This window comes from Streptomyces sp. NPDC054975 (genome assembly GCF_053609105.1).
On the sequence record NZ_JBSGWV010000025.1, the window covers coordinates 1 to 23,116 of the forward strand.

At 71.6% G+C, this 23,116-nt stretch carries 21 protein-coding genes; 10 read left to right on the forward strand and 11 right to left on the reverse strand.

All coding sequences use genetic code 11. The features are described 5' to 3' along the window. Positions 1–48: 48 nt before the first annotated feature. From ACWF79_RS21730 to ACWF79_RS21750, 5 genes are all read right to left on the reverse strand, one after another. Entirely contained in the window at positions 49–594 is a 546-nt protein-coding gene (locus ACWF79_RS21730; RefSeq protein ID WP_453729765.1) for a bacterial proteasome activator family protein, read from the reverse strand. A 105-nt stretch (positions 595–699) separates the two neighbouring features. After that, positions 700–3,567 (reverse strand): ABC transporter permease, encoded by a 2,868-nt coding sequence (locus tag ACWF79_RS21735; RefSeq protein ID WP_453729766.1) that lies wholly within the window; start codon positions 3,565–3,567, stop codon positions 700–702. Next, the gene (locus tag ACWF79_RS21740) at positions 3,564–4,298 is read right to left on the reverse strand and encodes an ABC transporter ATP-binding protein (protein WP_453729767.1); all 735 of its coding nucleotides are present in this window, start codon (positions 4,296–4,298) and stop codon (positions 3,564–3,566) included. Before ACWF79_RS21740 ends, ACWF79_RS21735 begins: the two co-directional genes overlap by 4 nt. Before the next feature lie 155 nt (positions 4,299–4,453). Further along, the gene (locus ACWF79_RS21745) at positions 4,454–5,137 is read right to left on the reverse strand and encodes a PadR family transcriptional regulator (RefSeq protein ID WP_453729768.1); all 684 of its coding nucleotides are present in this window, start codon (positions 5,135–5,137) and stop codon (positions 4,454–4,456) included. A 106-nt stretch (positions 5,138–5,243) separates the two neighbouring features. Beyond that, a complete protein-coding gene (locus ACWF79_RS21750) occupies positions 5,244–5,444 on the reverse strand; it encodes a hypothetical protein (protein ID WP_453729769.1) in 201 nt (66 codons plus the stop codon). 268 nt (positions 5,445–5,712) lie between these two features. Between ACWF79_RS21750 and ACWF79_RS21755 the strand changes: the two genes are divergently transcribed. Further along, on the forward strand, positions 5,713–6,171 hold the full coding sequence (locus ACWF79_RS21755) for a hypothetical protein (RefSeq protein WP_453729770.1): 459 nt from the start codon (positions 5,713–5,715) through the stop codon (positions 6,169–6,171). Between the two features lie 104 nt (positions 6,172–6,275). Here ACWF79_RS21755 and ACWF79_RS21760 read toward each other — a convergent pair whose 3' ends face one another. Beyond that, complete coding sequence (locus ACWF79_RS21760) at positions 6,276–7,919, reverse strand: protein kinase domain-containing protein (protein ID WP_453729771.1); 1,644 nt, start codon at positions 7,917–7,919, stop codon at positions 6,276–6,278. A gap of 269 nt (positions 7,920–8,188) precedes the next feature. Between ACWF79_RS21760 and ACWF79_RS21765 the strand changes: the two genes are divergently transcribed. Further along, positions 8,189–9,751: a protein kinase domain-containing protein gene (locus ACWF79_RS21765; protein ID WP_453729772.1), complete on the forward strand. Its 1,563-nt coding sequence runs from the start codon at positions 8,189–8,191 to the stop codon at positions 9,749–9,751. Positions 9,752–9,792: 41 nt separating this feature from the next. Here the strand turns inward: ACWF79_RS21765 and ACWF79_RS21770 are convergent, their stop codons facing one another. From ACWF79_RS21770 to ACWF79_RS21780, 3 genes are all read right to left on the reverse strand, one after another. Then, positions 9,793–10,767 (reverse strand): phosphotransferase, encoded by a 975-nt coding sequence (locus tag ACWF79_RS21770; protein WP_453729842.1) that lies wholly within the window; start codon positions 10,765–10,767, stop codon positions 9,793–9,795. 297 nt (positions 10,768–11,064) lie between these two features. After that, the gene (locus ACWF79_RS21775; RefSeq protein ID WP_453729773.1) at positions 11,065–11,481 is read right to left on the reverse strand and encodes a pyridoxamine 5'-phosphate oxidase family protein; all 417 of its coding nucleotides are present in this window, start codon (positions 11,479–11,481) and stop codon (positions 11,065–11,067) included. Positions 11,482–11,631: 150 nt separating this feature from the next. Continuing rightward, positions 11,632–12,297: a response regulator gene (locus ACWF79_RS21780; protein WP_453729774.1), complete on the reverse strand. Its 666-nt coding sequence runs from the start codon at positions 12,295–12,297 to the stop codon at positions 11,632–11,634. 338 nt (positions 12,298–12,635) lie between these two features. On the opposite strand from ACWF79_RS21780, the gene pdhA reads away from it, so the two are divergent. The 5 genes from pdhA to ACWF79_RS21805 all read left to right on the forward strand — a co-directional run bounded on the left by pdhA (position 12,636) and on the right by ACWF79_RS21805 (position 18,221). Beyond that, positions 12,636–13,805 carry a pyruvate dehydrogenase (acetyl-transferring) E1 component subunit alpha gene (gene pdhA / locus ACWF79_RS21785; protein WP_453729775.1) on the forward strand — a complete coding sequence of 390 codons (1,170 nt, stop codon included), beginning with the start codon at positions 12,636–12,638 and terminating at the stop codon, positions 13,803–13,805. A 2-nt stretch (positions 13,806–13,807) separates the two neighbouring features. Next, positions 13,808–14,788: an alpha-ketoacid dehydrogenase subunit beta gene (locus ACWF79_RS21790; RefSeq protein WP_453729776.1), complete on the forward strand. Its 981-nt coding sequence runs from the start codon at positions 13,808–13,810 to the stop codon at positions 14,786–14,788. Between the two features lie 40 nt (positions 14,789–14,828). Further along, positions 14,829–16,199 (forward strand): dihydrolipoamide acetyltransferase family protein, encoded by a 1,371-nt coding sequence (locus tag ACWF79_RS21795; RefSeq protein WP_453729843.1) that lies wholly within the window; start codon positions 14,829–14,831, stop codon positions 16,197–16,199. 70 nt (positions 16,200–16,269) lie between these two features. Further along, the gene (locus tag ACWF79_RS21800; RefSeq protein ID WP_453729777.1) at positions 16,270–16,911 is read left to right on the forward strand and encodes a GntR family transcriptional regulator; all 642 of its coding nucleotides are present in this window, start codon (positions 16,270–16,272) and stop codon (positions 16,909–16,911) included. Then, the gene (locus tag ACWF79_RS21805; RefSeq protein WP_453729778.1) at positions 16,908–18,221 is read left to right on the forward strand and encodes an MFS transporter; all 1,314 of its coding nucleotides are present in this window, start codon (positions 16,908–16,910) and stop codon (positions 18,219–18,221) included. Before ACWF79_RS21800 ends, ACWF79_RS21805 begins: the two co-directional genes overlap by 4 nt. A gap of 51 nt (positions 18,222–18,272) precedes the next feature. Here the strand turns inward: ACWF79_RS21805 and ACWF79_RS21810 are convergent, their stop codons facing one another. Continuing rightward, the gene (locus ACWF79_RS21810; RefSeq protein ID WP_453729779.1) at positions 18,273–19,097 is read right to left on the reverse strand and encodes a maleylpyruvate isomerase family mycothiol-dependent enzyme; all 825 of its coding nucleotides are present in this window, start codon (positions 19,095–19,097) and stop codon (positions 18,273–18,275) included. A 179-nt stretch (positions 19,098–19,276) separates the two neighbouring features. Between ACWF79_RS21810 and ACWF79_RS21815 the strand changes: the two genes are divergently transcribed. Continuing rightward, positions 19,277–20,050, forward strand: a complete 774-nt coding sequence (locus ACWF79_RS21815; RefSeq protein WP_453729780.1) for a carbon-nitrogen family hydrolase — start codon at positions 19,277–19,279, stop codon at positions 20,048–20,050. Between the two features lie 44 nt (positions 20,051–20,094). On the opposite strand, the gene ACWF79_RS21820 is transcribed toward ACWF79_RS21815, so the two are convergent. After that, positions 20,095–20,586, reverse strand: coding sequence for an LURP-one-related/scramblase family protein (locus ACWF79_RS21820; RefSeq protein ID WP_453729781.1), 492 nt, complete (start codon positions 20,584–20,586; stop codon positions 20,095–20,097). A 60-nt stretch (positions 20,587–20,646) separates the two neighbouring features. Between ACWF79_RS21820 and ACWF79_RS21825 the strand changes: the two genes are divergently transcribed. Continuing rightward, positions 20,647–21,213 carry a GNAT family N-acetyltransferase gene (locus ACWF79_RS21825; protein WP_453729782.1) on the forward strand — a complete coding sequence of 189 codons (567 nt, stop codon included), beginning with the start codon at positions 20,647–20,649 and terminating at the stop codon, positions 21,211–21,213. Between the two features lie 54 nt (positions 21,214–21,267). After that, positions 21,268–23,091, forward strand: a complete 1,824-nt coding sequence (locus ACWF79_RS21830) for an NHL domain-containing thioredoxin family protein (protein ID WP_453729783.1) — start codon at positions 21,268–21,270, stop codon at positions 23,089–23,091. Positions 23,092–23,116 lie beyond the last annotated feature (25 nt).

The window sequence follows — 23,116 nt, forward strand, 5'->3', positions numbered from 1 at the left end:
CAGCCGGCACACCGTGGGTGTGCCGGGCCCTGACGCGACCCAGAAGCCTTACAAGTACGGGCCCGAGCGGACCGCGTGTCCGCGGCCGTGTTCGTCGTCATCGTCGGCCGATGCACCCGGAGGAAGCGCCCGCCGCATCTGCTCCAGTTGGGCGCGGGCTGCCATCTGCTGGGCGAACAGCGCCGTCTGGATGCCGTGGAAGAGGCCTTCGAGCCAGCCCACCAACTGGGCCTGGGCGATCCGCAGTTCCGCCTCGGACGGAATCGCCTCGTCGGTGAACGGCAGGGAGAGCCGCTCCAGTTCCTCGACCAGTTCGGGCGCGAGCCCGTCCTCCAGCTCCTTCACGGAGCTCGCGTGGATGTCCTTGAGTCTGACCCGGCTCGCCTCGTCGAGGGGAGCCGCGCGTACTTCCTCCAGGAGCTGCTTGATCATGCTGCCGATCCGCATGACCTTCGCAGGCTGCTCGACCATATCCGTCACCGGGACCTCGCGGGATTCGTCGTCACCCTGAGCGCCGCCGAGTGCCATCCCGTCCTGTCCCACGATGAGGACCTGGGGAGTCTCCTGCGACCGTTCATTCCTCGGCATCTCCATGCCGCCATTCTCTCGCACACGTGCCTCACCACACGGTGTGCCCCTGGAGAAGGGTGATCCACCCTTCTCCAGGGGCACAGGACGGCAACGACCGACCGGGACGCGTCAGGCCGCTTCGCGGCGGGCCAGGGCCCCGCGCGAGCGGGTCACCAGGGCCGCGAGGAGCGCGGCACCGAGCGGCACGGCGACCAGCAGCGCCGCCAGCGTCTCCCAGGGGACCACGATCGGGACGTACGGCACGTCCGACGCCACGCTCCAGCCGTTGTCGAGGCTCTCCTGGTAGAAGCGCAGCTCCTGGCGCTCCTCGGTGAGCCGCAGGCCCATGGCCGGGAGCACACCGGCCGCCGACCCGAGGATCACGCCCATCGCGGCGACCACCCCGCACTGGAAGCCGCTGAGCGTGCGGCGGACCCGCGGGGGCGCGCCGACGGCGGACAGGGTCTTCAGATCGGCCTCGGCGTCGGCCTGTGCGAGGCCGGTGGCGATACCGGCGGCGCCGATGGTGACGAGGCCGGCGAAGACGGTGAGCGCGAGGAGCACGATGCTGGTGTCGCTGACGAATCCTTCCTCCACGTGGAGCGAGGCATCGCTGCCGATCTTGGCGAGCTCCCCGTCGAGCTTCTGACGCTGCTCGGCGGTGGGCATCGTGTCGGTGGAGAAGAACGAGCCGAGCGGCACCGCGGTGAGGCCGGCGGCCTTGGCGGCTTCCGGGGTGAGGAGCGCCCGTACGCCGTAGGCGTTCTGCCCGGTCACCAGGTGGGCGGGGAGCGTCTTGACCGTGCCGGGAACCGGCTTGCCCGCCTGTTCGGCCTCGTTGGCCTTCCGGGTGTCGGCGATCAGCTTGAGGCCGATCGCGCCGGACTTGTCGATCGGGGCCTTGGCGAAGGAGACGATCTTCCCCTCGGCGAGGGCCTTCTCCGCGCCCGCGTCCGTGACGCCGAGGACCTTCAGGAGCGAGGCGTCACCGACCAGCAGGCCCCCCTCGACGTAGACGCCGCCGGGCAGATCGCCACCGCTGTTCTCCTTGCAGCGCCAGTCCTCGGCGAACTTGCGGCGCTGCTCCTTGGTGAACTTCTCGGCGGGGTCCGAGCCGTCGGTGGTGGTCATCCACAACGGGCACTCGTTGGCCTTCGGGATCACCAGCTCGAAGCGGCCACAGCCCGGGCTGTCGCTGTACGGGGCACAGCCCGGCTTGCCGACCTGGATGCGCTGGACGTCCGCGCGGGAGTCGACGGGCAGCAGCCGCTGCACCGCGTCACGCACCTGCGGCACGTCCCGGCCGCCGTCCTCCATGACCAGGGCGGAGACCGCACCGTGCGGCAGCTTCGCCGTGTAACCGGCCTCGTCCTGGGCCTCGCGGCTGGCCGCGTACGTGGAGACGGCGACCGTTCCGGCGACCGCCGCGAGCACGGCGGCGACGGCGGGGGCCGTACGGCCCCGGTTGCGGACCGCGTCCCGCAGGGCGAGGCGCGGCGAGAGCGGCAGCCAGCGGCCGGTGCGGCCGAAGAGGCCCACCAGAGCCGGCGTCATGGCGACCACGCCCAGCTCGGCAAGGGCGCTGCCGCCCGCGACGATGACGAACTGGTCGGTGACCACCGAGCCGTACAGCGCGATCGCGGCGCCCAGGAGCAGGGCCCCCAGGCCGACCAGCGGCAGCACGCGGCTGCTGCGGCGGACACCGCGACGGCCGGTGAGCGAGGCGAGAACGGTCTGCCGGGACGCGGTGACGGCCGGGACGATCGCGGCCAGCAGGCCGGTCAGCACGGCGATGAGCGCGATGCCGAGCAGTTCCAGCGGGCGGACGTCGAAGGAGCCGAACCGCTGGCCCATCGCGTCTTCCAGGAGCGGCTGCAGCGCGAACGTCAGGATCAGCGCGAGCACGGTGCCCGTGACGGCCGCCGCGACGCCGATGACGAGGCCGCCGCTCAGCACGATGGCGCGGATGTGGTGGCGAGCGCCGCCGTTGGCTCCGACGAGCCCGAGCTGACGGCGCGAGCGGCGGGCGCCCACGGCGAACGCGGGTCCGGCCAGCAGGCAGATCTCCAGCATCGCGAGGCCGACGACCGTGCCGACGGCCGCGAGTTCGGCGGCCTGCGCGCCGGCGCTGGACTCGAAGTCGCCCCAGCCTTCCTTCTGGTAGAGCGGCACGTCCGCCTTGGCGGGCGGGTCGAGGAGAACCGCACGCGAGGTGACGGTGACACCCTTGGTGTTGACCTGCTGGACGGTGTTCCACGTGAAACCACCGGCGGCCTTCACCAGATACGTGGTGGACGGCAGGTCCGTGCCCATCCCGCTCTTGGCGAGGACCTTGGCGTACGACTCCAGGAACGCGCCCGGCAGGGCGTTGATCTGGTCGGCCTTCAGGTCGTTGGGGAGCTCGTACGAGCCGACGATCCGGAACGTCCGGTCGTCACCGCGCGCGGAGAGGGTGGAGCCGATGGACAGCCCGCTGGTCTCCAGGAAGTGCTGGGTGGCGGCGACCTCGTCGGCCTTCTCCGGGAAGCGGCCCTCCTCAAGGGTCATGATGCCGCGGGCGATCGGGTCGGCGGCCTTCAGCTCACGGACCTGGGTCTGGAGCAGCCCGTGCGAGGTGGTCAGCTTGGCGCTGCCGGTGCTGTCCGTGAGGACCGTGGCGCCGGCCGGGAAGGTCTTCGTGACGTCGGTCGGACCGCTCGGCCAGACCCTGTCCTCGTAATCCGTGGCCGGCGTGCTCATCTCGCCGCTCGGATCCTGGAGGATCGGCACGCCCGCCACGTGGGCGTCGGTGAACCGGGCGTCGGCGCCGCCGATCGTCCGGCTCAGGCTCTCCTCGGGGGAGAGCTCGGAGCTGCGCAGGGTCAGATCCGCGGCGCTCACACCGAGGATGGGCAGGGCGATCATCGCGAGGACGAGGAAACTGCGTCCCTTGGAGCGCCAGGCGTCGCGGCGTGCGATGCGGATCGCGGCGCGCCAGGAGTGGAGCCACTTGTTCACCGTTCGGCCGCCTGGCCGGAGAGGAGCGAGTCGGCCTCGCTGCGCACGGTCTGGTCGACGACGGCGCCGTCGCGCAGGAAGACGACCCGGTCGGCCCAGGCGGCGAACCGCGGCTCGTGGGTGACGAGGACGCCCGCCGCGCCGGCGTCGCAACGCGAGCGCAGCAGGGCGAGGACGGACTCGCCGGTCTCGGAGTCCAGGGCGCCGGTGGGCTCGTCCGCGAGGACCAGACGCCGGTCGCCGACGAGGGCGCGGGCGATCGCCACGCGCTGCTGCTGGCCACCCGACATCTCGTCGGGGAAGCGGTCGGCGAGGTGGCCGAGGTCCATCTCCTCCAGCGCCGCCACGGCCTCCACGCGCGCCTTGCGGGCCGAGACACCGTCCAGCTCGCGGGGCAGGGCGACGTTCTCGGCGGCGGTCAGCGCCGGGATGAGGTTGTAGTCCTGGAAGACGTACCCGATGCTGCGGCGGCGCAGGGCCGCGAGGGCCTTGCGGTCGGCGGTGGTGATGTCGGTGTTCTCGACGATCACCCGGCCGGAGGTGGGGGTGTCGAGGCCGCCCGCGATGGTGAGCAGGGTCGACTTGCCGGAGCCGGACGGGCCCATGACGGCGACGAGTTCACCGGGGTAGACCGCGAGGTCGATGCCGCGCAGGGCGTGCACCTCGGTGGCGCCGGAGCCATGGACGCGGGTCAGGTTCTGGAGTTGCAGCACGGGCTGCGCTGTGGACATGGAGGGGTCCCCCTTGGGCGTACGGACGCGGACGGCGCACTCGTACGGAGCGGTTGAGAGAGGTGGTGGTGCCGGAGGGTTCGGGACGTGGGGCGTCCCGGTGGATCCGGCGGGGTGGTCGGTGTGGTGTGGATCGTGCGGGGTGGTGCGGACGGCTACCCGGGCGCCGGTGCGGACCGTGGCGCGGCCGGTGAAGCGGGGCGGGAGGCGGATGGTGATGCGGGGCGGGACATGGGCGGTGACGTGGGCGGCTCGACGGGCTCGGCAGGCCGGGGGTCCCCCGCGCCGACGGCTGACGTCGAGAGCCGGATCAGCCGGGCCTCGCAGTGGTCCAGCCAGCGGGCCTCCGCCTCGGTCTGGAAGATCAGCTGCTCCAGGACGAGGAGCCAGGCGACGTCGTCGCGTTCCCGGGACCGGCCGCTCTCCAGCGCTGCGAGCGCCTGGGCCTTGAGCCGGGTGTAGTCCTGCATCGCCTTGACGGTGTGGTGGCGCTGGGACTGGATGACCGCCCGGATGTCGACCCCTGGCGCTCCGACGGCCATGGCGAGCTTGATGGCCAGCTCGTCGCGGGCGGGGCTGGTGCGGTCCACGGGCTTCTCGAACCAGTTCCGCAGCTCTTCCCGGCCGCTGTCGGTGATCGAGTAGAGCGCGTGACCGGCCTCGTCCTCGCCGTCCTGGGCGACCATGCCGTCCCGTTCGAGACGGTTCAGGGTCGTGTAGACCTGGCCGACGTTGAGCGGCCAGGTGGAGCCCGTGCGGGACTCGAACTCCGTGCGGAGTTGCGAGCCGTAGCGAGGCCCGCGTTCGAGGAGGGCGAGCAGCCCGTGGCGGATCGACATACTCAGTATGTATACCGAGTATGTCGAGGCCGACAAGCGACCTGAGACGGAGCTTCCGCGTCCGACTCAAGGGGGACACGCGGCAGCGTGCGGCGGCGCGGTGCCCTCAGCGGCGCCGCATCCGGAGGCCGAGGAAACCGATCCCGAGCCCCATCAGCGCGAGCCCCGCGCCCAGCGTGACGACAGGAATCTGCCGGTCAGCGGCGTTGGTCGCGGTACGGGCGCCGATCCGGGGCGCGGCGGCGGGCAGGGTCGCGGGCGAGGAAGCGGAGGCCGTGGCATCCGTCTCCGGTACCGCTTCGAGCACGCCGCCGGCCTCGTCCCCGTCCCCGGGCGGCCTCTCCGCAGGCTCCTCGGCTGTTTCGGTTTTGGTACGAGACGGGTCCTCCGGCGCGTCCGTCGCGATCGGTCTCGGCGGCGCCGCCGGTCGCCCGGGCCGCTCGCGGCCCGCCGCCGCGGGTCGACCGGCCAGCGAACCGGACGGGGTGGGCCCGGGGACCTCCGACGCCGAGGGCGCGGTGGAGCTGGGCGCGCCGGGCGGACCGGAGGCGCCGGGGGCAGGGGGCGTGTGACCCGTGGAGGGGGAGGCTGAGGCGGTCGGGGGCGGCGCGCCCGAGGTGGCGGGCGCCGACGGTCCGGCGCTCCTCGTCGCGGACGGAGACGCGGACGGGGGCTTCGGCGCGGACGCGGGCGTGGCCCTGGACACGCTCTTGGACGACGACTTCGACGACGACCTCGACGAGGACTTCGAGGAGGACTTGGGCGTGGAGGACGACGACGGCGCCGACACGGATGCCGGAGTCGGCCGCTCGTACCCGTACGCCACCGGCACGGCGCCCACCAGCAGCCCGCACGCGACCACGGGGCCGAGCGCCCGCCAGCGCAGCGCCCGCTCCCGCCGAGCCCCAGCACGTACCCGCGGTACCCGAGCCCGTACCCGCGCGCGCGGTACCCGAGCTCGAACCCGTACCCGCGGTACCCGCGTCCGCAGTGCCCGCTTTCGCGTGCTGCGGAGTCCTGGAGTCACCGGGTGACCCCCTCCCGTGCCGAGCCGCCGAGGTGTCCAACTCAGCGTCACATGGCCGGACAATTCCGGCATCCGGGCGGCCGCGCAGGGATGACGCCTGCTGAGGAGCGACTACTGCCCGGGGTTGCCCGTCGAGATCTCCAGGGTGAACTCGGCGTCGTCCTTGGACGCGTCCTCACCGGCCGGCGGGTACTGGGTGAGCACCGTGCCCTCGCCGTACGTCGCCTCGTCCACCGGCGTCTGCTTCGTGATCTTCCACCCGGCGGCCTGGATGCAGTCCTTCACCGACTGGATGTTCTTGTACGTGAAGTCGGGGATCTCGAACTTCGAGGGGTCGTCGCTCGACTCCCTCGGCTCGGTGCACTTCTTCACGTCGATGGTCTTCGTCAGGTCCGGACCCTTGTGCCCCGGCGCGGCCGACTGGCTCTGGCTCGGGTCACCGCCCGCGTTGTTCCCCGGCTCGTCGTCCTTGTTGAGGTTGATCGCGGTGATCACACCGCCGACCACCAGCAGCGCGGCGACGGCCGCGCCCACGATCATCGGAACGTTCCGCCGCGACCCGCCGGATCCACCGGGCGTCCCGGACGTGACGCCGCCCGTCGGAGGCTGCGGCGACATCGTGTACGGCCCGGGCGTGGGCGTCTGGTACGCCGGGGCCGGCGGCGGGGTCTGCGCCTGCTGCGGGTACCCGTAGGAGGGCGCCGGCGTCGGCGGACCGTAAGGAGAGTGGGGCTGCGGCGTCGGCTGCTGGTACGGGTGCTGGACCCCGTGCGTCGACGGCGGCGGCGTCTGACCGACCGGCGGGAAGACCGCCGAGCCGACGCCCGCGCCGCTGCTGACCGGACCGCCCGCCACGATCACCGGGGCGCTCGTCTGCCCCGCCGAAAGGACGCGCAGGCACTCGTCCTGCATCGCGGCGGCGCTCGGGAAACGCTCGTTCGGGTTCTTCTTCAGCGCGCGGGCGACGAGCGCGTCCATCGCCGGAGTGACCGAACGGTTGATGGAGGACGGAGCCACCGGCTCCTCCTGCACATGCGCGTACGCGATGGCCAGCGGCGAGTCCGCGTCGAACGGCAACCGGCCCGTGAGCAGCTGGAACAGCATGATGCCGACCGAGTACAGGTCGGAGCGGGCGTCCACCGCGCGGCCGAGGGCCTGCTCGGGGGAGAGGTACTGCGGCGTGCCGACGACCATGCCCGTCTGCGTCATGGAGGTGACACCGGACTGCATGGCGCGCGCGATGCCGAAGTCCATCACCTTGACCACGCCACGCTTGGTCATCATCACGTTGCCGGGCTTGATGTCCCGGTGGACCAGGCCCATTTCGTGGCTGGTGTCCAGGGCGGCGAGGACGTCGGCCGTCACCTTGAGCGCCTTGTCCGCGGGCATGGCGCCGAACTGCCGTACGTCGGAGGCCAGGGCCGAGCCGAGCGGCTGGCCCTCCACGTACTCCATGACGATGTACGGCATGACGGAGCCGTCGAGGGTGTCCTCGCCGGTGTCGAAGACCGACACGATGTTCGTGTGCGAAAGCTTCGCGACAGCCTGCGCCTCGCGCCGGAACCGCTCGCGGAACGACTGTTCCCGGCCGAGTTCCGTGTGCAGGGTCTTGATGGCGACCTGCCGGTCCAGCGCGCTGTCGTACGCCAGGTAGACCGAGGCCATGCCACCTTCGCCGAGCAGGTCGCGAAGCTGGTACCGGCCGTTCGCTACCGAACCGCCCGCATAGCGGCCCTGGGCGCCGTCCTGGCTCATTCGTGCTCCCCCTACGCGCGCGTGGCGGCGCTGATCGTGAATTTCCTGGCCAAGTCTGCCCCAGGGCACCGACACGTCAAGCCGGGTGCCCGTTCCGTGACCCTCCGCGCAAGAAGCGTCTCGGAAGCGTTACACGAACGGACGTGAATTTGCACGGGCGTACGCGCAGGGGGTTGGATGGCCGGTCCACTCGGACCGTGTTGTCGGACGAAGCCTGTAGCGTGACGACGGCACGGCTCCACACGACAGACACATGACGGCGAGGACTGATGGCACCCGAATCCGAAGCAGGCGGCGGCGGCCTGTCGGGCGCTGCCGCGGAGTCCTGGGGCGTCGGCGGAGTCGTCGGTGACGGACGGTACCGGCTGACGCACCGCCTCGGGCGCGGTGGCATGGCCGAGGTGTTCGCCGCCGAGGACGTCCGCCTCGGACGCACCGTCGCCGTCAAGCTGCTCCGCTCCGACCTCGCCGAGGACCCGGTCTCCAAGGCCCGCTTCACGCGCGAGGCGCAGTCGGTCGCCGGCCTGAACCACCACGCGATCGTCGCGGTGTACGACTCCGGCGAGGACGTCGTCGGCGGCCACTCCGTGCCGTACATCGTGATGGAGCTGGTCGAGGGCCGCACCATCCGCGACCTGCTGATCAGCGCCGAGGCGCCGGGCCCCGAGCAGGCCCTGATCATCGTCTCCGGTGTCCTGGAGGCGCTCGCCTACTCGCACCAGCACGGCATCGTCCACCGCGACATCAAGCCGGCGAACGTCATCATCACGCACGGCGGCGCGGTGAAGGTGATGGACTTCGGCATCGCGCGCGCCCTGCACGGCGCGCAGTCGACGATGACCCAGACCGGCATGGTCATGGGCACGCCGCAGTACCTCTCCCCCGAGCAGGCCCTCGGCAAGGCCGTCGACCACCGCTCCGACCTGTACGCCACCGGCTGTCTGCTGTACGAACTGCTGGCGCTGCGGCCCCCGTTCACCGGCGAGACCCCGCTCTCGGTGGTCTACCAGCACGTCCAGGACGCTCCGGTCCCGCCGTCCGAGGTCGCGCACCCCTCGCCGCCGGAGCTCGACGGGCTCGTGATGCGTTCGCTGGCGAAGGACCCGGACGACCGGTTCCAGAGCGCCGAGGAGATGCGCGGGCTCATCCAGTACGGCCTGCAGATGCTCCAGCAGGCGGGCGGCCACACGGGCACGTGGAGCACCGGCCCCGTGGAGGTGCACGAGGGCGGTCACACCCCGGTCGGCGGCGTCGCGGCGACGACGGCGATGGGGCACCCGATGCACCACGAGACCGCGCAGCGCCCGATCCTGCCGCCGATGAACCCGGACGACGGGGGCTACGACGGCGGCCACGGCCACCAGGGCGGCGGCAAGGGCGGGCGCGGCAAGGTGCTGCTGTTCCTGTCGCTCGCGCTGATCGCGATCGTGGCGGGTGTCGTGTACGCGCTCGACAAGGCGGGCGACCCGGGCAGCAACAAGCCGAAGGCGCCGGTCACCAACTCGCCGTCCCCGTCCTCGCAGACGCCGACGCCGTCGCAGGAGCCGAGCCAGGAGTCGCAGGAGCCGGACACGTCGACGGGCGGCAACCAGCAGCCCTGGACGCCTTCGTGGACCCCGTCGACGACGCCGCCGACGACGCCCCACACGACCCCGCCGACCACTCCGTCGACGGACCCCACGGACGACGGTTCGGACGACGGGGGCAACACGGGCGAGCCGACGGACGAGCCGACCGGCACTCCGTCCGACAACCCCACGAACACGCCGTCGACCGGCGTCGTCCAGGGGAGCACCGGGCAGCCGACCCGCGGCGGCACCGGCACCCCGTAAGGGGCGCGGCGGCACCGGCACCCGCCTGACGGGCGAGCCCGTCATCCCGCGAACGCGTCGCGTACCGCCTCGTACTCGCGGGTCCACCACACCGCCAGGGCCGACGCCGCAGGAAACTGCGGGTCGGCCCTTCGGTCGTGGAGCTGGTAGCGCCAGCGCAGTATCCAGAAGTCGTTGAGCCGCTCCCACCACACCCGGTGCACCGCCGAGGCCAGCTCCGCCTCGTCCGCGCCTGCCGCCCGCCGGTAGGCCCGCGCGTACGCCCGTACCTTCTTCAGGGCCAGCTCCCCCGCCGGCCGCACGAAGAAGATGGCGGCGGCCCTGACCGCCTCCTCCGCCCGGGGCTGGACGCCGAGGCGGTCCCAGTCGACGATCGCGGCCGGTTCGGCGCCCCGGTAGAGCAGGTTCAGCGGGTGGAAGTCGCCGTGCACCCAGCCGGCGGAGGTGGCGCGCGGCGGGCGGCGGTGGGCGTGCTCGGCGAGCAGCACCCGGCGCTCGAGGAGCCGGTGCTCGGCGAGGGCGTCGAAGCCGGTGCGGGGGCGGTGGGCGCGGGCGAGGCGGAGGAGCTCGTCGATGACGCGGAGGGTGTCCTCGGGGCAGGCGCTCTCGTGCCCGTCGCCGGGCGGCGGGGACTCCATGACCTGCTCCAGGCAGGTGTGGACGTGGCCGAGGAGCGCGCCCAGGCGGCGTGAGCCGCCCTTCGAGAGCTGGGCACCGTCGCGGTGGCGGCCGTCGATCCAGGGGTGCAGGGCGTAGCAGCGGCCGCCGATGACGGCGACCGTGCGGCCGGCGGAGTCGGCGAGCGGCGGGGCGACGGGCAGGCCGAGGGCGTGCAGGCGCTGGGTGGCGCGGTGCTGGCGGCTGATGGTGTCCCGGTCGGCGGTCGGGGCGTCGAGGTGCTGCTTGAGGAAGTAGGAGCCTCGGGTGGTGGAGAGGCGGTAGCCGCGGTTGAGGAGGCCCTGGGTGACGGGTTCGCAGGAGAGCGGCTCGCCGGCCTCGCGGTAGCGGCGCAGCAGGGCGCCGACGGGCGGCGCGAGCGCGGCTCCGCCCGCGCGCGGAACGGGCGCGGTGAGACCGACTGGTGGGGCGAGCGTCGTGGAGCCGGCCGGAAGGGCGAGCGGAGGGGTGCCGATCCGTTGGGCGAGCGAGGTGGAGCCGGCCGGTAGGGAGAGCGGAGAGGAGCCGATCCGTTGGGCGAGCGTGGGGGAGCCGGCCGGCGGGGGCGTGGTGGAGCCGATCGGGGGAGCGTGCGTGGGGGCGCCGACGGGCGGAGCGAGGGTTTCAGATGAGCGCGGCACTCGCCAGATGTTAGATCACGCTACGTGCTGGACGTGTCGCTCGGTGGTGTAGTCGAGCTGGTGCACGGTCACGAACTGCGGCTCGATGCGCATGTAGAGCGCCTCGAAGGGCTCGCCGTCGACGATCTTCGGGGCGGGGCCGAAGGCGGCGAGCTGCTCCTCGGTCGGTTCGACGACCTCTGCGGTGCCGGTGAACTGCACGGACCAGAGGTTCTCGGCGCCGGAGTTGAAGTTGTCCGCGCCGTAGGCGACGACGCTTCCCGCGCAGGCCCGGTGGTATCCGAGGCCGCGGTGCATGCGGAGCAGGACGCAGCCGTCGTCCACGATGTGCCGGGCTGGGGCGACGAACGGCATCGCGCGCATGCTCGTCGCCACCCGGCCGTACGAGACGCGGGTCAGCAGCTCGATGGCGCGGATCTCCTCGGTGGACATGGCTTCCACTCTCCGCCACCGGCCCGGAGTCGGGAAAGGGGCGCCTGCCCCGGCTCGACGGGGACGTAGGTCCCGAAGTGGGGCCCGCACCGGGTCAGGCCGAACGGGCGCCCCCCGACCGGGGGCCAGTCGGCGGCCCCGGCCTCGGCGTCAGCGCCGCTCGGCGCCGGCCTGCATCCGGGCCACGTACGCCGCGGCCTGCGAACGGCGCTCCATGCCCAGCTTCGACAGCAGGCTGGAGACGTAGTTCTTGATGGTCTTCTCCGCCAGGTGGAGCCGTTCGCCGATGGCCCGGTTGGTCAGGCCCTCGCCGATCAGATCCAGGATCTTGCGCTCCTGCTCCGTCAGGTTGGCGAGTTTGTCGTCACCCTTCGGGTTGTTCCCGTCCCGCAGCCGTTCCAGGACGCGGGCGGTCGCGACCGGGTCGAGCAGGGACTTTCCGGCTGCAACGTCGCGCACGGCCGAAAGGAGTTCGTTTCCGCGGATGGCCTTGAGGACATAACCCGAGGCCCCGGCCATGATCGCGTCGAAAAGCGCCTCGTCGTCGGCGTACGACGTGAGCATCAGGCACTTGATGTCTTCGTTCTGCGAACGCACCTCGCGGCAGACCTCGACGCCGCTGCCGTCCGGCAGCCGCACGTCGAGCACGGCCACGTCGGGCCGGGTCGCCGGGATCCTGACGAGGGCGTCGCCCGCCGTACCCGCCTCTCCGACGACCTCGATGTCGTCCTCCACGGAGAGCAGCTCATGGACGCCGCGCCGGACCACTTCGTGGTCGTCCAGCAGAAATACCCGGATTTTTCCCTCTTCGCGCACGCGCTCAGTCTCACATATTGGCTCTTCCCGTGCCCGGGGTGTGCGGGATAACGTGCCCGTGTTCCGGCGGCCCGCGAGTCTGTTGCCAGCGCGCTGACCAGCCACTGTTCCCCCATTTCTCGATTTACTTGGAAATCCAAGCAAAATCGCAGGTCAAATGGGGTTTCGCAGGAATGCGAAGCAGTGGGTAACGTGCCTATGACAGGGCGCTCGCCGGGGCAACCTGTCACGCCTGACCCGGCCGAGTCGCACCCACCCCGTGCGCGCGTCCGGACAAGGCGAGCCGCACTGGCCTTTCCCGGCAACCCCGGGGGCCGGACCGACGGAGGAGTACGCACGTGACCGTGGAGAGCACTGCCGCGCGCAAGACGACGCGACGCAGCAGCGGCACCAAGCGCACTGCCAGCGCCAGCGCGAGCGCCAAGAAGTCGCAGACTTCGGAGCCCGAGCTTGTTCAGCTGCTTACGCCTGAAGGGGAGCGCGTCCAGCACCCCGAGTACGACATCGACCTGAGCGCCGACGAGCTGCGCGGCCTCTACCGGGACATGGTCCTCACCCGCCGCTTCGACGCCGAGGCCACCGCCCTGCAGCGCCAGGGCGAGCTGGGCCTCTGGGCCTCGCTGCTCGGCCAGGAGGCCGCGCAGATCGGCTCCGGGCGCGCGCTGCGCGACGACGACTATGTCTTCCCGACCTACCGGGAGCACGGTGTCGCCTGGTGCCGGGGGGTCGACCCGACGAACCTGCTCGGCATGTTCCGCGGTGTGAACCACGGTGGCTGGGACCCCAACACCAACAACTTCCACCTGTACACGATCGTCATCGGCTCGCAGACCCTGCACGCCACCGGCTACGCCATGGGTGTCGCCAAGGACGGCGCGGACTCCGCCGTGATCGCGTACTTCGGTGACGGCGCGTCCAGTCAGGGAGACGTCGCCGAGTCCTTCACCTTCTCCGCGGTGTACAACGCGCCCGTCGTGTTCTTCTGCCAGAACAACCAGTGGGCGATCTCCGAGCCCACCGAGAAGCAGACCCGTGTGCCGCTCTACCAGCGCGCGCAGGGCTTCGGCTTCCCCGGCGTCCGGGTCGACGGCAACGACGTCCTCGCCTGCCTGGCCGTGACCCGCTCCGCACTCGAGCGTGCCCGCCGGGGCGAGGGCCCGACCCTCGTCGAGGCGTTCACGTACCGCATGGGCGCCCACACCACCTCCGACGACCCGACCAAGTACCGCGCCGACGAGGAGCGCGAGGCCTGGGAGGCGAAGGACCCGATCCTGCGGCTCAAGGCGTACCTGGAGCGCGAGGGCCACGCCGACGCGGCCTTCTTCGAGGCCCTGGAGACGGAGAGCGAGACGCTCGGCAAGCGCGTCCGCGAGGCCGTCCGCGCCATGCCCGACCCGGACCACATGGCGATCTTCGAGAATGTCTACGCCGACGGCCACGCGCTCGTCGACGAGGAGCGCGCGCAGTTCGCCGCCTACCAGGCGTCCTTCGCCGAGGAGGGCAACTAACCATGGCCGTACAGAAGCTTCCCCTGGCCAAGGCGATCAACGAGTCGCTCCGCACGGCCCTCGAGAACGACCCCAAGGTCCTCATCATGGGCGAGGACGTCGGCAAGCTCGGCGGTGTCTTCCGGGTCACCGACGGCCTGCAGAAGGACTTCGGCGAGGACCGGGTCATCGACACCCCGCTCGCCGAGTCCGGCATCGTCGGCACCGCGATCGGCCTGGCCCTGCGCGGCTACCGGCCCGTCGTGGAGATCCAGTTCGACGGCTTCGTCTTCCCCGCGTACGACCAGATCGTCACGCAGCTCGCCAAGATGCACGCCCGCGCGCTCGGCAAGATCAAGCTGCCGGTCGTCATCCGGATCCCGTACGGCGGCGGCATCGGCGCCGTCGAGCACCACTCGGAGTCCCCCGAGGCGCTCTTCGCGCACGTCGCCGGCCTCAAGGTCGTCTCGCCGTCCACCTCGGCGGACGCGTACTGGATGCTCCAGCAGGCCATCCAGAGCGACGACCCGGTCATCTTCTTCGAGCCCAAGCGCCGCTACTGGGACAAGAGCGAGGTCGACACCGAGGCCATCCCGGGCGAGCTGCACAAGGCACGCGTCGCCCGCGAGGGCACGGACCTCACGCTCGCCGCGTACGGCCCGATGGTGAAGGTCTGCCTGGAGGCCGCCGCGGCCGCCCAGGAGGAGGGCAAGTCGGTGGAGGTCGTCGACCTGCGGTCGATGTCCCCGATCGACTTCGACACGCTCCAGACCTCGGTCGAGAAGACCCGCCGCCTGGTCGTGGTCCACGAGGCCCCGGTCTTCTACGGCTCGGGCGCGGAGATCGCCGCCCGGATCACCGAGCGCTGCTTCTACCACCTGGAGGCCCCCGTCCTGCGGGTCGGCGGCTACCACGCGCCGTATCCGCCGGCGCGCCTGGAGGAGGAGTACCTGCCGGGTCTGGACCGCGTGCTCGACGCCGTCGACCGCTCGCTGGCGTACTGACGGGCTGAAGGAGAGCATCGTGACGATCCGCGAATTCAAGATGCCCGACGTGGGCGAGGGCCTCACCGAGGCCGAGATCCTCAAGTGGTACGTCCAGCCTGGCGACACGGTCGCCGACGGGCAGGTCGTGTGCGAGGTCGAGACGGCGAAGGCGGCCGTCGAGCTGCCGATCCCGTTCGACGGCACGGTCCACGAGCTGCGTTTCCCCGAGGGCACGACGGTCGACGTCGGCCAGGTCATCATCTCGGTGAACGTGGGCGGGGAGGCGCCGGCGGCAGAGACCCCGGCGGTTCAGGCGCCCGTGGAGGCGCCTGCCGAGGAGCCGGCTGCGGAGGAGGCCGAGCCGCAGGGCCGGCAGCCGGTCCTGGTCGGCTACGGCGTGGCCGCGACCTCGACCAAGCGCCGGGCCCGCAAGGGCGGGACGGTACCCGGGCAGGCCGCCGCCGCCATCCAGGGTGAACTCAACGGCCACGGTGGCGCGGCCGCCGCGACCGCCACCCGGCCGCTGGCCAAGCCGCCGGTACGCAAGCTCGCCAAGGACCTCGGCGTCGACCTGGCCGCGGTCGTCCCGACCGGACCGGACGGGATCATCACCCGCGAGGACGTGCACAAGGCGGCGGCCCCGGCCGTCGAGGCCCCGGCACCGGTCTCCGCTCCGGTGGAGGCGCCGGCTCCCGCCCCCGCCGCGGCGCCCGTCGTGTCGGCGGACGCGCGCGAGACGCGTATCCCCGTCAAGGGCGTACGCAAGGCCACGGCGGCGGCGATGGTCGGCTCGGCCTTCACCGCGCCGCACGTCACCGAGTTCGTCACCTTCGACATCACGCGCACGATGAAGCTGGTCGAGGAGCTCAAGTCCGACAAGGACATGGCGGGCCTGCGGGTCAACCCGCTGCTCCTCATCGCCAAGGCCGTCCTGGTCGCCGTCCGGCGCAACCCGGAGATCAACGCGGCCTGGGACGAGGCGAACCAGGAGATCGTGCTCAAGCACTACGTCAACCTGGGCATCGCCGCGGCCACCCCGCGCGGTCTGATCGTGCCGAACATCAAGGACGCGCACGCCCAGACCCTGCCGGAGCTGTCGGCGTCCCTGAGCGAACTGGTCGCCACCGCCCGCGAGGGCAGGACGACTCCGGCGGCGATGCAGGGCGGCACGTTCACCATCACCAACGTCGGCGTCTTCGGCGTCGACACCGGTACGCCCATCCTGAACCCGGGCGAGTCCGCCATCCTCGCGGTCGGCGCGATCAAGCTCCAGCCCTGGGTCCACAAGGGCAAGGTGAAGCCGCGTCAGGTCACCACGCTGGCCCTCTCCTTCGACCACCGCCTGGTCGACGGCGAGCTGGGCTCCAAGTTCCTGGCGGACGTCGCCGCGATCCTGGAGCAGCCGAAGCGCCTCATCACCTGGGCGTAGCGACAAGCAGGCCCGTCCGTCATGCGGACGGGCCTGTCTGTTGCACCCCTGTTGTATCTATGCTGTGCGCATGCCGTCAGCACCCGCCGCCGCCGACCGTGTCTACATGCATGTCAAGCAGGCCGTCCTCGACCGCCGCTACGAGGGCGGGACGCTGCTCACCGAGGGCGAACTCGCCCAGGCCGTCGGAGTGTCCCGGACCCCCGTACGGGAAGCGCTGTTGAAGCTGGAGATGGAAGGGCTGCTCAAGCTCTACCCCAAGAAGGGCGCCCTCGTCCTCGCCGTCTCCGCACAGGAGATCGCCGACGTCGTCGAGACCCGGCTCCTCGTCGAGGAGTTCGCCGTCCGCCGGGCCGTCCCCGCGTCCGCCGCGCTCGTCGAGCGGCTCGAAGAGCTCCTGGAGGAGCAGAAGCGACGGGCCGCGGCCGGGGACCTCGCCGAGGTCGCCGTCACCGACCGCTCCTTCCACGCCGAGATCGTCAAGCACGCCGGCAACCAGATCCTCGCCCGCCTCTACGACCAGCTGCGCGACCGTCAGCTGCGGATGGGCGTCGCCGTCATGCAGTCCCAGCCCGACCGGATCGCCAAGAACATCACCGAGCACGCCGAGATCCTGGAACGCATCAAGGCCGGCGACACGGAGGGCGCAGCCCACTGCGTCCGCCAGCACCTGAGCTGGGTCAAGGTCCTGGTCCGGGGTGAGGCGCGGTGAGCCGCGACGGACACGGTCCCGCCGTCACCCTCCCCGGCGACCCGCCCGGCGGCCGGCGCGCCGCCCTCGTCTGGGGCGTCGGCGTCGCCGTCTACTTCGTCGCCGTCATCTTCCGTACGTCCCTGGGCGTCGCCGGACTCGACGCCGCCGACCGCTTCGACGTCAACGCCTCCGCCCTGTCCACCTTCTCCATACTCCAGCTGCTCGTCTACGCCGGCATGCAGATACCCGTCGGCCTCATGGTCGACCGGCTCGGCACCAAGAAGGTGCTGACCATCGGCGTCGTGCTCTTCACCGTCGGCCAGCTCGGCTTCGCGCTCTCCCCCTCGTACGGCACGGCCCTCGCCGCCCGCGCCCTGCTCGGCTGCGGGGACGCGATGACCTTCATCAGCGTGCTACGCCTCGGCACCCGCTGGTTCCCCGCCCGGCGCGGCCCCCTCATCGCCCAGGTCGCCGCCCTCTTCGGGATGGCCGGCAACCTCGTCTCGACCATCTTCATCGCCCGGGCCCTGCACGACCTCGGCTGGACGACCACCTTCGTCGGCAGCTCGATCGCGGGCGCCGTCGTCCTCGTCCTGCTGCTGCTCTTCCTCAAGGACCACCCCGAGGGCCACGAACCGCCGCCCGCGCCGCACGCCGGCGCCGCGTTCGTCCGCCGTCAGATCGCCGAGTCCTGGCGCGAGCCGGGCACCCGGCTCGGCATGTGGGTGCACTTCACGACCCAGTTCCCGGCGATGGTGTTCCTGCTCCTGTGGGGCCTGCCGTTCCTGGTCGAGGCCCAGGGCCTCTCCCAGGGCGTCGCCGGCGAGCTGCTGACCCTCGTCGTGCTGTCGAACATGGTGGTGGGGCTCGCGTACGGGCAGATCATCGCCCGCCACCACACGGCAAGGGCCCCGCTCGCCCTCGGCACGGTCACGGCGACCGCGCTCGTGTGGGGGGCCACCCTCGCGTACCCCGGCGACCGGGCGCCGATGTGGCTCCTCATCACCCTCTGCGCGGTCCTCGGCGCCTGCGGTCCCGCCTCGATGATCGGCTTCGACTTCGCCCGCCCCGCCAACCCGCCGGAGCGTCAGGGAACGGCCTCCGGAATCGTCAACATGGGTGGTTTCACCGCCTCGATGACGACACTGCTCGCGATCGGCGTCCTCCTCGACGCGACCGGCGACAACTACCGGATCGCCTTCGCGTCCGTCTTCGTCCTGGAGACGCTGGGCGTCGTCCAGATCCTGCGGCTGAAGTCCCGTACGGCACGCAGGGAGAAGGAGCGCCTGGTCGCCAGCCGCGTGGAGGCCGTGCACGTACCGGCCTGAGCGCGCTACGGAGTGACCGCGAAGGGGCCGTGCACGTACCGGCCTGGCGCGCTACGGAGTGACCGTGAAGTTGTTGAGGATGGCGTGGCCCAGGTCGACGTCGCCCTCGATCTTGACCCGGTCCGTGACGGTCTTCGGACGGATCCGGCCGCAGGCGAGACCTACGTACGTCTCCCAGTCCAGCGCCAGCGTCACCGCGGGCCCCAGCGACGGAGCGCCGTCGACCGTGCCGCGCCCCTCCGCGTCCACCCGCACCGTCCGCAGGAACTCCACCGGTCCGTGCACATCGACCACGACCGCCGAGTTCGCGGGCGCGCCCGCGTCCTTCGCGACGACCTTCGGCAGCGCCGTGAGCAGGACGTCCCGGGTCACCAGCGCGCCGGGGGAGTCCAGGTTGCCCGGCTTGCCGAGCGCGGTGCGCAGGTCCTGCTCGTGCACCCAGACGTCGAAGGCGCGCATCCGGTAGGCCACTTCGAGCGTCTGCTCGGCGCCCAGAGGCGCGCGGATCAGATGGTCGGGCTGCCGGTTCTCGTTGCGCAGCTGGCGGGCGCGGCGGATCAGGACGTACTCCAGCTCCGAGGTCATCTCGGGGCCGGTGTGGTGCCGCCGCACATCGACCTGCATCTCCATGTAGCGGGCGAACTCACCGCGTACGTGGTAGAGATCGCGCGGCAGAGAGTGGATCGGGCGCGGATCGCCCAGCATCTCGCACTCCATGCCGATCACATGGGACACGATGTCGCGCACCGACCAGCCCGGGCACGGTGTCGCACGGTTCCATTCGCCTTCCACGAGAGGCTGCACCAACTCGGATATCGCTTCGATGGAGTGGGTCCAGGCGTCGGCGTAGGTCTGGAGGCTGGGATGGACGGTCACGGGACCCCTCGGCGGTTCTGCGGTGCACGGGCTGACGATCGAGCGGACAGGCGGGCTGGAGACAAGACTGCGTGGGAGGCTCGGACGCTAAGTTACGCTGCCCGAAGGCACCCCGGCAGTGCTTTCGTGTGACGATCGTAGGCCTGTGTTGACCGCTCGAATGCCAGGACGGTGGTAGTGTGCGCGCCTCCCTCATCCAGATCGCAGTAGACCCGGACGAACCGGTCGTTTCGCGCCGCGCGCGCGTGGCCGGACTGGTGCGGGCGGAGCGCGGCGCGGCGGACCTCGTGGTCCTGCCGGAGCTCTGGCCGACGGGCGCGTTCGCGTACGAGTCCTTCACGGCGGAGTCGGAACCGCTGCGCGGCCCCACGTACGAGGCGATGGCGGCGGCCGCGCGCGACGCGGGGGTCTGGCTGCACGCCGGATCGATCGTCGAGGCGGCGGACGGGAAGCTGTTCAACACCTCCCTCGTCTTCTCCCCCGCCGGGGAGCTGGCCGCGAGGTACCGGAAGATCCACCGCTTCGGCTTCGACAAGGGCGAGGCCGTGATGATGGCGCCGGGCGACGAACTGGTGACGTTCGCCCTGCCGGACCTCACCGTGGGCGTCGGCACCTGCTACGACCTGCGCTTCCCGGAGCTCTTCCGGGGCCTGGTGGACGCGGGCGCCCAGGCCTTCGTCGTCCCGGCCGGCTGGCCGGCCCGCCGCCGCGCCCACTGGACGGTGCTGGCGCAGGCACGGGCGGTGGAGAACCAGGCGTACATGCTGGCCTGCGGCACGGCCGGCACCCACGCGGACGTGGAGCAGGCCGGGCACTCGATCGTCGTGGACCCCTGGGGCGAGGTCCTCGCGGAGGCGGGCCCGGGCGAGGAGACCCTGCGCGTGGAGCTGGACCCGGCGAAGGTGACGACGACGAGGGAACAGTTCCCGGCGCTGAAGGACAGGGTGCTGTAGGGGCCCGTCCGCACGGCGGCCCACTGCCCCTTCCGCTGCCCCCGCTACTCCTCCCGCTCCCGCTCGGCCATCCGGATCACGCACACCGCGACGGCGATGAGCAGCGAGGCGTCGGTGTCCTCCCGGACGACGTTCACGGCGTACGTGTCCCGCACGCGGAACCACTGCCGGGAGATGTGGGCGAGGAGCTCGCCGTCGTACTCGACGGTGAACTCCCGGTCCAGGATCCGCCCGCTGACGTCCAGCTCGGTCCCCTCGACGAGCGTGACCCGGTAGTGGTTGCGGAGCAGCGAGAGCCGCTTCCTGCGGACCGTGGCGAGCGGCCGGTCGTCCCGCTCGATCGTCATCGAGTCCCGCAGGCTGAACATCCTCTGCCGCAACGTGACCAGGACCTTCCCGAGCGGATCCTTCAGCTCCAGCGTGTCGCGCAGCCGCAACGCCTTGCCGTCGACGAGGAAGGCGTGGCGGCCCTGCTCGTCCTCGATCCAGTAGTCGTCGCCGATCGCGAAGATTTTGTCCCGTACGAGGTATTTCATGACGGGACGGGTTCCCCGACCGGCGACGGTTCACGCCGCGTCTGCCTCTAACGTGGCGGCATGAGCGACATGTGGGTGGGCGAGAAGGTGCGCCTTCGGGGCGTCGAGGCGGACGACTGGGAAGACTTCCGCGACCTTTCCCGGCACACCGTCGACATGCGCGACGCGGATGTCGTCGAGCCGCCGCGGTCGGAGGAGAGCTTCCGGTCCTGGACCGCCGAGCGCGCCGGGCGCGCACCCGGCGGCGACGCCTTCCGGCTGGTCGTCGAGTCCCTGGCCGACCAGGCCTTCGTCGGATCGGTGACGGTCGGGGAGACGGACCGCCGAGCGGGGCGGTTCAAGACCGGGATCGAGATCGCCCGCGAGCACCGCGGCCACGGATACGCCACGGACGCCACCCGGCTCCTCCTCACGTACATGTTCGCCGAGCAGCGCCTCAACAAGTGCGAGGTCGAGATCTACGCCTTCAACGACGCCTCGCTCGCCCTCCACCGCAAGCTCGGCTTCGTCGAAGAGGGACGGCTCCGCCAGCACGAGTTCTTCGCGGGCGCCCACCACGACGTCGTCCTCATGGGCCTCACGGCCGCCGAACACTGGACGACCCACCCCCGCCCTTCGCTGCGCTGACCCGTCTCGTACGGCCGTGACAGGCCGTTCACGAGCGGGTGGCAAGCTTGAAGCATGAACGATGCAGCCCCGGCGCCCACCCCCGCGCCCGTGCCCACGCCCCGTCGCCGTGCCCGTGTCCGTGCCCCCGAGCTGATCGGTAGGGGCGGCTGGCTGAACACCGGAGGCAAGGAACTCACGCTCGCCGACCTGCGAGGTAAGTGCGTTGTTGTTGATTTCTGGACCTTCTGCTGCATCAACTGCCTGCACGTCCTCGACGAGCTGCGTGATCTGGAGGAGAAGCACCGCGACACGTTGGTGATCGTCGGTGTGCATTCGCCGAAGTTCGTGCACGAGGCTGAGCACAGGGCCGTCGTCGATGCCGTCGAGCGGTACGAGGTGCACCACCCCGTTCTGGACGACCCCGAGCTCGCGACCTGGAAGCAGTACGCCGTACGGGCCTGGCCGACGCTCGTGGTGATCGACCCCGAGGGGTACGTCGTCGCCCAGCACGCGGGTGAGGGGCACGGCGAGGCGATTCGCAGGCTTGTGGAGGAGCTGGAGGCCGAGCACGAGGCCAAGGGGACGCTGCGGCGCGGGGACGGGCCGTACGTGCCGCCGGAGCCGGTCGCGACCGATCTGCGTTTCCCGGGCAAGGCCGTCCTCCTCGCGAACGGGAACTTCCTCGTCTCCGACACCACCCGTCACCAGCTCGTCGAGCTGGAGCCGGACGGGGAGACCGTGGTGCGGCGGATCGGGGAGGGGGAGTTCCGGGAGCCGCAGGGGCTCGCGCTGCTCCCCGACGGCAAGGTCGTCGTCGCCGACACCGTCCATCACGCGCTGCGCACGTACGACCCCGCGACCGGGGTGATCGAGCGGGTCGCCGGCACCGGGAAGCAGTGGTGGCAGGGGTCGCCGACCTCCGGCCGCGCCCTCGACGTGGACCTTTCCTCGCCGTGGGACGTGGCCTGGTGGCAGGGCAAGGTGTGGATCGCGATGGCCGGTGTCCACCAGCTGTGGACCTACGACCCGGAGACGGGGACCGTCGAGGTCGCCGCCGGTACGACCAACGAGGGCCTGGTCGACGGGCCCGCCGCCGAGGCCTGGTTCGCGCAGCCCTCGGGGCTCACGGCCACCGAGGACCGGCTGTGGATCGCCGACTCCGAGACGAGCGCGGTCCGCTGGATCGACACCGAGGGCACCGTCCACACCGCCGTCGGCACCGGCCTCTTCGACTTCGGCCACCGTGACGGCTCCGCCGGCCAGGCGCTGCTCCAGCACCCGCTCGGCGTCACCGCGCTCCCCGACGGCTCGGTCGCCATCTCCGACACCTACAACCACGCCCTGCGCCGCTTCGACCCGGCGACGGGTGAGGTGACGACGCTGGCGACCGATCTGCGCGAGCCGAGCGACGCGGTGCTCGTCGGGGACGAGATCGTGGTCGTGGAGTCGGCCCGGCACCGGCTGACCCGGCTGCGGCTGCCCGAGGAGGCGGTCCAGGTCGAGGCGGTCGCCCACCGCACGCAGCGTGAGGCCACCGAGGTCGCGCCGGGCCGCCTCCGGCTCGACGTGGTCTTCCAGGCGCCGACGGGCCAGAAGCTGGACGACCGTTACGGCCCGTCCACCCGGCTCCTCGTCTCGTCGACGCCGCCGGAGCTGCTGCTCGGCGGCGAGGGCACGGGGACGGACCTCTTCCGCGAGCTGGAGCTGAACCCGGAGGTGGCGGAGGGCGTGCTGCACGTGTCCGCCATGGCGGCCTCCTGCGACGACGATCCGGCCAACGAGTACCCGGCCTGCCATGTGCATCAGCAGGACTGGGGCGTTCCGGTGAAGCTGACGGCCGGCGCCGCCGACCGCCTCCCGCTGATCCTCGCGGGGATGGACGCCCAGGAGGCCTAGGGCCTCTCGTTCGGATCATGCCGGG